Below are 6,593 nucleotides of genomic sequence, written 5' to 3'. Positions count from 1 at the left end.
AGAGAACAATTTGTTGCTGTCGCTACGTTAGCACTACGCTATCGCACAGAGAACAATTTGTTGCTGTCGCTACGTTAGCACTACGCTATCGCACAGAGAACAATTTGTTGCTGTCGCTACGTTAGCACTACGCTATCGCACAGAAAACAATTTGTTGCTGTCGCTACATTAGCGCTCGATTTCGCTGCAAAAGAGTTCATTCTCTTTTCTGATAAATATTAATTATCTGGAAATAATGTTTCCATTTCTGGAAATATATATTATAATGATAGTAAATGATATTTTAGGAGGGGTATTTTGGGTAAGTTCAAAAAGTTAGGTATCATACTAACATCAACTGCATTTTCTGTCGGTGTACTTTCGCCAATGGCACAAGCTTCAGCAAACGTAAAAGAACCACAAGAGAGAGTTGCAATCCAAGTTGCTTCTACAGAAACAAAGGTTTCAAAAAGTGTGCTTATTAAGCAATTGAATACATTATTCCCTAACAAGTTCAAATTTGTATCAGAGAAAGACTTCTCAATGGGGGAAGCGCATTACTTTAATGATGATAAAACAATACGCTATAACTTAAGCTTCCAAAAGAAAGTCGATGGCAAAGACGTTTATGGTGATTTTACGTTTAAAGGCGAAGATTTAGAATTAGAAAATTTCCACTATCAACCTGCCAATATAGCGGATGCATTGTATCCAGTGAAGTATTCAGAGGGTGAGGCAAAGAAAATTGCCCAAGACTTCCTAAAGAAATTGCCGAATACTGCGAATTACAAGCTTCGTGAAGACAATTGGTATGGTGATTTTGGTTTTAGTTTTAGTACACCTTTATCTGAACCAATTACGTATTCATTCGCTTATTCGCCAACACATAATGGTGTACCACTAAGTAATGAGTTTATCAATATTACAGTTTTAGCAAACGGTGAAGTTACAAGTATGTATCGTAATACTGAGTCAACTAGTAAGGCAACATTTGATAACTTAGATCAGAAAAAGAATGAATCAGATATACTTGCACAGGTTCGTGAAAATTTATCAGTTGATTTACGTTATATGATTGACACTAACTACCAAACAGGTGAATCTATTGCTAAGCTTGTGTATATGCCGCCAACAGGCTTCACTGGTGTACATGCATTAAATGGGCAGTGGCATACAATGAATGGTTTTACTTCTCAAGTACCAACGGCAAAGGGTGTAGAAAAACTGGCATCGCAACCACTTGAACCTAGAAAGAAGGACATTACATTAGCAGAAGTTGAAGAGTTAGCTAAGTCTTTCTTAAAAATTGATTCAGACAAAGTGAAGCTACAAATTGAGTCGGTTGAAGAAAGAGAAAACTACAATGGTGAGAAAATTTATTCAGTAAATTATATGTATGAATTAGGAAATGGTAGCGGCTATGGCGCATCATTTGAAGTGAACAAGGCAACAGGTGAGATTACAGACTACTGGGATATACGTAGAGATTTCATGGAGACAGATCAGAAAGTAGAACCAATTGCAAAAGATGCTGCGTTAGCAAAAGCGACAGACTACTTAAAAGCGTGGGCTCCGTCCTATCTTCATAACTATTCAAAACCAATAGAAGAAACTGTATATGACAAAGACAGTAAACGGTATTACTTCTCCTTCCCACGTATTGTCAATGGCATTGCTGTACTAGGGGATGAAATTTCTGTTGGTATTAGTGCAGATGGGAAATTAAGTTCGTTAAATGTTAGTAATCACAAGATTGATAATTGGCCGGCTGTAAACAAAGCTATTCCTGCTGATAAAGCAAAAGAAACGTTCAATAAGGGGCTAAAATTGGAGCTTCAGTATGCAAAACAGGATGGAGAGGATAAGCACCATTATGATTTAGTATACTCTCCAGTTTATAATGGAAGCATATTCAATGGTATTGATGCAACAACTGGTAAATGGCTTCAAAATGTTGATGATGCCAAAGAAAAACCAGCTATTTCACATCCAAAAGCTGGAGGAGAATTAACTTATTTACTACAGCAAAATGTATTAGAGGTTAAAGACCCAGCAAACTTTAATGCTGATACTGCTGTAAACAAGGGAGAAGCTTTGAAAATCTTAGTTAAATCATTATCATACGGATATTATGATTTTGGTCCATATGGAAGAGGCGACGAGAAGCAATCCTTTAATAACATTGACAAAAAGCATCCATTATACGGAATCGTTGAACAAGCTGTAAGCATGGGTATTATACAACCGGCGGATCAATTTGCAGTAGATAAAGAATTGACTCGTCAAGAGCTTGCAGAATGGTTAGTACGTGTACTACATTTAGAGAAAGCTGCTAAGCATAGTGACATTTACAAATTAAACTTTGCTGATGCAAGCTCAATTAAACAAGAGTACGCAGGTTATATTGCTTTAGTAAGTGCGATGGGCTTAATGGATGGACAGCAAAATAAATTCAATGCTACTGGGAAAGTGACGTATGCAGATTTGGCAATATCTACAGTTCGTCTAGCGAAGGCTGTTTATGAGGAAAACGACGGCCGCCGTTACTATTATTAATCAGTAATCGATACATGAAAGGGCATCTCCTGATTTTAGGGGATGGCCTTTTTAACTTGTTTGAATGAAGATAAAATAGCTTTATGTTCATTCTATTTTCTTATAAACATAAATAATCATGGAATTTCATTTCCATTTCTGGAAATGTATAATATAATTATGATAAATGATAATCTAGGAGGGCTATTTTGGTAAATTTTAAAAAGTTAGGTATTATACTAACATCTACTGCATTTTCAGTTGGTGTACTTTCGCCAATGGCACAAGCTTCAGCAAATGTAAAAGAACCGCAAGAGAGAGTTGCAATACAAGTTGCTTCAACAGAAACAAAAGTAACGAAAACTATGCTTATTAAGCAATTGAATACACTATTCCCAGGCAAGTTCAATTTTGTAACAGAGAAAGATTTTTCAATGGGGCAAGGGCATTACTATAATGATGACAAAACGATACGCTATGATTTAGACTTCCATAAGAGAATCAATGGCAAAGACGTTTTTGGTAATTTTACTTTTAAAGGCGAAGATTTAGAAATAGAAAATTTCTACTACCAACCTGCCAATATAGCGGATGCATTGTACCCAGTGAAGTATTCAGAGGTGGAGGCAAAGAAAATTGCCCAAGACTTCCTAAAGAAATTGCCGAATACTGCGAGTTATAAGCTTCGTGAAGACAGTATTTTTGGTAATTTTGATTTAAGTTTTAGTAGGCCTTTAACTGAACCAATTAGGTATTCATTCACTTATTCACCAACACATAATGGTGTACTAATTAGTGATGAGTCTATCAATATTGTAGTTCTAGCGAATGGTGAAGTTACAAGTATGTATCGTAATACTGAGTCAACTAGTAAGGCAACATTTGATAACTTAGAACAAAAAAAGAATGAGTCAGATATACTTACACAAGTTCGCGAAAATTTGTCAGTAGATTTACGTTATATGGCTGACTATAATTACCAAACAGGTGAAGCTAGTGCTAAGCTTGTGTATATGCCATCAACAGGCTTCAATGGTGTACATGCAATAAATGGACAGTGGCGAACAATGAATGGTTTCACTTCTGAAGTACCAAAGGCAAAAGGTCTAGAAAAACTTGCATCACAACCACTTGCGCCTAGAAAGAAGGATATTACAGTAGCAGAAGTTGAAGAGTTAGCTAAATCTCTCTTAAAAGTTGATTCAGACAAAGTAAAGCTACAAATTGAGTCGGTTGATGAAAGAGAAAATGAAAATGGCGAAACAATTTACGAAGTGAATTATACTTATTATTTTGGAAATGGAGGCTCAGGCACATCATTTGAAGTGAACAAGGCAACAGGTGAGATTACAAACTACTGGGATATGCGTAGAGATTTCATGGAGACAGATGATAAAGTAGAGCCAATTTCAAAAGATGCTGCATTAGCAAAAGCGATAGACTACTTAAAAGAATGGGCTCCGTCCTATATTCATAATTATTCAAAACCACTAGAAGATGCAACATATGATAAATATTCCAAACAGTATTACTTCTCCTTCCCACGTATTGTCAATGGCATTGCCGTAGTAGGGGATGAAATTTCTGTTGGTATCAGTGCAGATGGGAAATTAAATGCTTTACATGTTAATAATCGTAAGATCGATAATTGGCCGTCTGTGAACAAAGCTATTCCTGCAGATAAAGCAAAAGCAACGTTCAGTGAGGGGTTAAAATTAGAGCTCCAGTATGCAAAACAGGATGGTGAGGATAATAACCACTATGATTTAGTATACTCTCCAGTTTATAATGGAAGCTTGTTCAATGGTATTGATGCAACAACTGGTAAATGGCTTCAAAATGTTGATGATGCCAAAGATAAACCAGCTATTTCACATCCAACGGCTGGAGGAGAATTAACTTATTTACTACGCCAAAACGTGTTAGAGGTTAAAGACCCTGCAAACTTTAATGCTGATACAGCTGTAACCAAGGGAGAAGCTTTGAAAATCTTAGTTAAATCACTTTCTTACGGATATGATTTCGGTCCGAATGGAAGAGACAACGAAAGGCAATCCTTTAATAATATTGACAAAAAACATCCATTATACAAAGTCGTTGAACAAGCTGTAAGAATGGATATTTTACAACCGGCGAATCAATTTGCAGTAGATACAACATTGACTCGTCAAGAGCTTGCAGAATGGTTAGTACGTATACTAAATTTAGAAAGTGTTGCTAAGCATAGTGACATTTACAAATTAAACTTTACTGATGCAAGCTCTATTGACCCAGCGTACGCAGGTTATGTTGCTTTAGTGAGTGCAATGGGGCTAATTGATGGACAGCAAAATAAATTCAATGCTACTGGGAAAGTGACGTATGCAGATTTGGCAATATCTACAGTTCGTCTAGCAAAGGCTGTTTATGAGGAAAACGACGACCGCCGTTACTATTATTAATTAGTAATCGATACATGAAGGGGCATCTCCTAATTTTAGGGGATGCCCTTTTTGTGAGATTACAGTAAAACAAAAGGATTGCCGTCAATTATTTTATATGTTATTATTATCTCGAATTAAAGATAAATGAATTCGAAGTAAATGAAAAGAGGGAGTCGTGTGAAGGGAAATAATCGTAATTTAAAAGCTTTTACGGTCTTGTTCCGGGCGTATCAAACGATTCAGGATGCAACAAAGAGAGATTTACTTCAATATGATTTAAATCAAACCGAATTTTCGGTACTTGAGTTTTTATATCACCACGGTGAGCAACCAATTCAAGTGATTGGGAAGAAAATTTTAATTGCTAGCAGTAGTATTACGTATGTTATTGATAAGCTCGAACAAAAAGGTTTTGTGTATCGACGTGCTTGCCCAAAGGATCGTCGTGTCACATATGTTTTATTAACATCTGAAGGACAAGTGTTGATGGAAGAAATATTTCCAAAGCATGAACAAAAAATTAATGAGATTTTTGAAGTATTAGGTCAACAGGAGATGGATACAATGATTCTGTCTTTAAAAAAGGTTGGTTTAAACGCAGTTAAAAAATAAAAAATTTTACGTATATATCTCGAAATCGAGATAATTAGGAGGGGCATAAAATGAATCATTTAAAAGGAATTCACCACGTTACTGCTATTACAAGTAGTGCGGAAGAGAATTATAAATTCTTTACTTATGTGTTAGGGATGCGATTAGTGAAAAAAACAGTTAATCAGGATGATATCCAAACATATCATTTATTCTTTGCAGATGATAAAGGCAGTGCTGGTACTGATATGACATTTTTCGATTTCCCTAACATCCCAAAAGGTGTACATGGAACAAATGAAATTTCCAAAACCTCATTCCGCGTGCCTACAGATGCGGCATTAGACTATTGGGTAAAACGTTTTGATCGATTAAATGTTAAACATACAGGTATACAAGAGCAGTTTGGTAAGAAAACTTTATCATTCGTTGATTTTGATGATCAGCAATATCAACTTATTTCTGATGAAAACAATACAGGCGTTGCATCTGGAACTCCATGGCAAGATGGACCGATTCCTCTTGAATATGCAATTACAGGCCTAGGTCCGGTTTTTATACGAGTTGCTAATTTTAAATATTTCAAAGAAGTGCTAGAGAAAGTGATGCTCTTTACAGAAATTGCAGAGGAAGGGGATGTCCATCTATTTGAGGTGGGTGAAGGCGGAAACGGTGCACAAATCGTTGTAGAGTTTAACGCAGTTTTACCAGTAGCGCGTCAAGGCTTCGGTACAGTACATCATGCGGCATTCCGCGTAGAGGATCGCGCTGTATTAGATGAATGGACTGAACGATTTGAAAGCTTTGGCTTCCATACTTCTGGTTATGTAAACCGACACTTCTTTGAATCCCTTTATGCACGAGTTGCACCACAAATTTTATTTGAGCTAGCTACTGATGGCCCAGGATTTATGGGGGATGAGCATTATGAAACTTTAGGTGAAAAATTGTCGTTGCCACCGTTTTTGGAGCCAAAACGTGCACAAATTGAAGGGCTTGTTCGTCCTATTGACACTGTAAGAAGTACGATTACGTTCGATAAAGTGTATGAGTAGTACCTTTTAT

4 protein-coding genes are annotated in these 6,593 nt (G+C 36.4%); all 4 read left to right on the top strand.

Features of this window, described 5'->3' with window-relative positions; genetic code table 11:
• Nucleotides 1–297 precede the first annotated feature (297 nt).
• The 4 genes from ACQKN2_RS19010 (at nt 298) to ACQKN2_RS18995 (ending at nt 6,583) form a co-directional block, all read left to right on the top strand.
• Nucleotides 298–2,535 (top strand): YcdB/YcdC domain-containing protein, encoded by a 2,238-nt coding sequence (locus ACQKN2_RS19010; protein ID WP_427416328.1) that lies wholly within the window; start codon nt 298–300, stop codon nt 2,533–2,535.
• Between the two features lie 188 nt (nt 2,536–2,723).
• Entirely contained in the window at nt 2,724–4,955 is a 2,232-nt protein-coding gene (locus ACQKN2_RS19005) for a YcdB/YcdC domain-containing protein (RefSeq protein ID WP_427416327.1), read from the top strand.
• A 159-nt stretch (nt 4,956–5,114) separates the two neighbouring features.
• Entirely contained in the window at nt 5,115–5,549 is a 435-nt protein-coding gene (locus tag ACQKN2_RS19000; RefSeq protein ID WP_427416326.1) for a MarR family winged helix-turn-helix transcriptional regulator, read from the top strand.
• A 50-nt stretch (nt 5,550–5,599) separates the two neighbouring features.
• Entirely contained in the window at nt 5,600–6,583 is a 984-nt protein-coding gene (locus ACQKN2_RS18995) for a ring-cleaving dioxygenase (protein WP_427416325.1), read from the top strand.
• Nucleotides 6,584–6,593: the final 10 nt, after the last annotated feature.

The organism is Lysinibacillus sp. NPDC093688, assembly GCF_050280145.1.
Taxonomy (GTDB): Bacteria; Bacillota; Bacilli; order Bacillales_A; family Planococcaceae; genus Lysinibacillus; species Lysinibacillus xylanilyticus_B.
Note: the sequence above shows the minus strand (reverse complement) of the source record. Positions and strands in the feature narration are given on the sequence as shown.

What these genes read in the sequence shown, in the direction of transcription:
- ACQKN2_RS18995 (WP_427416325.1), top strand. Translation starts at nt 5,600, where the DNA reads ATGAATCATTTAAAAGGAATTCACCACGTTACTGCTATTACAAGTAGT.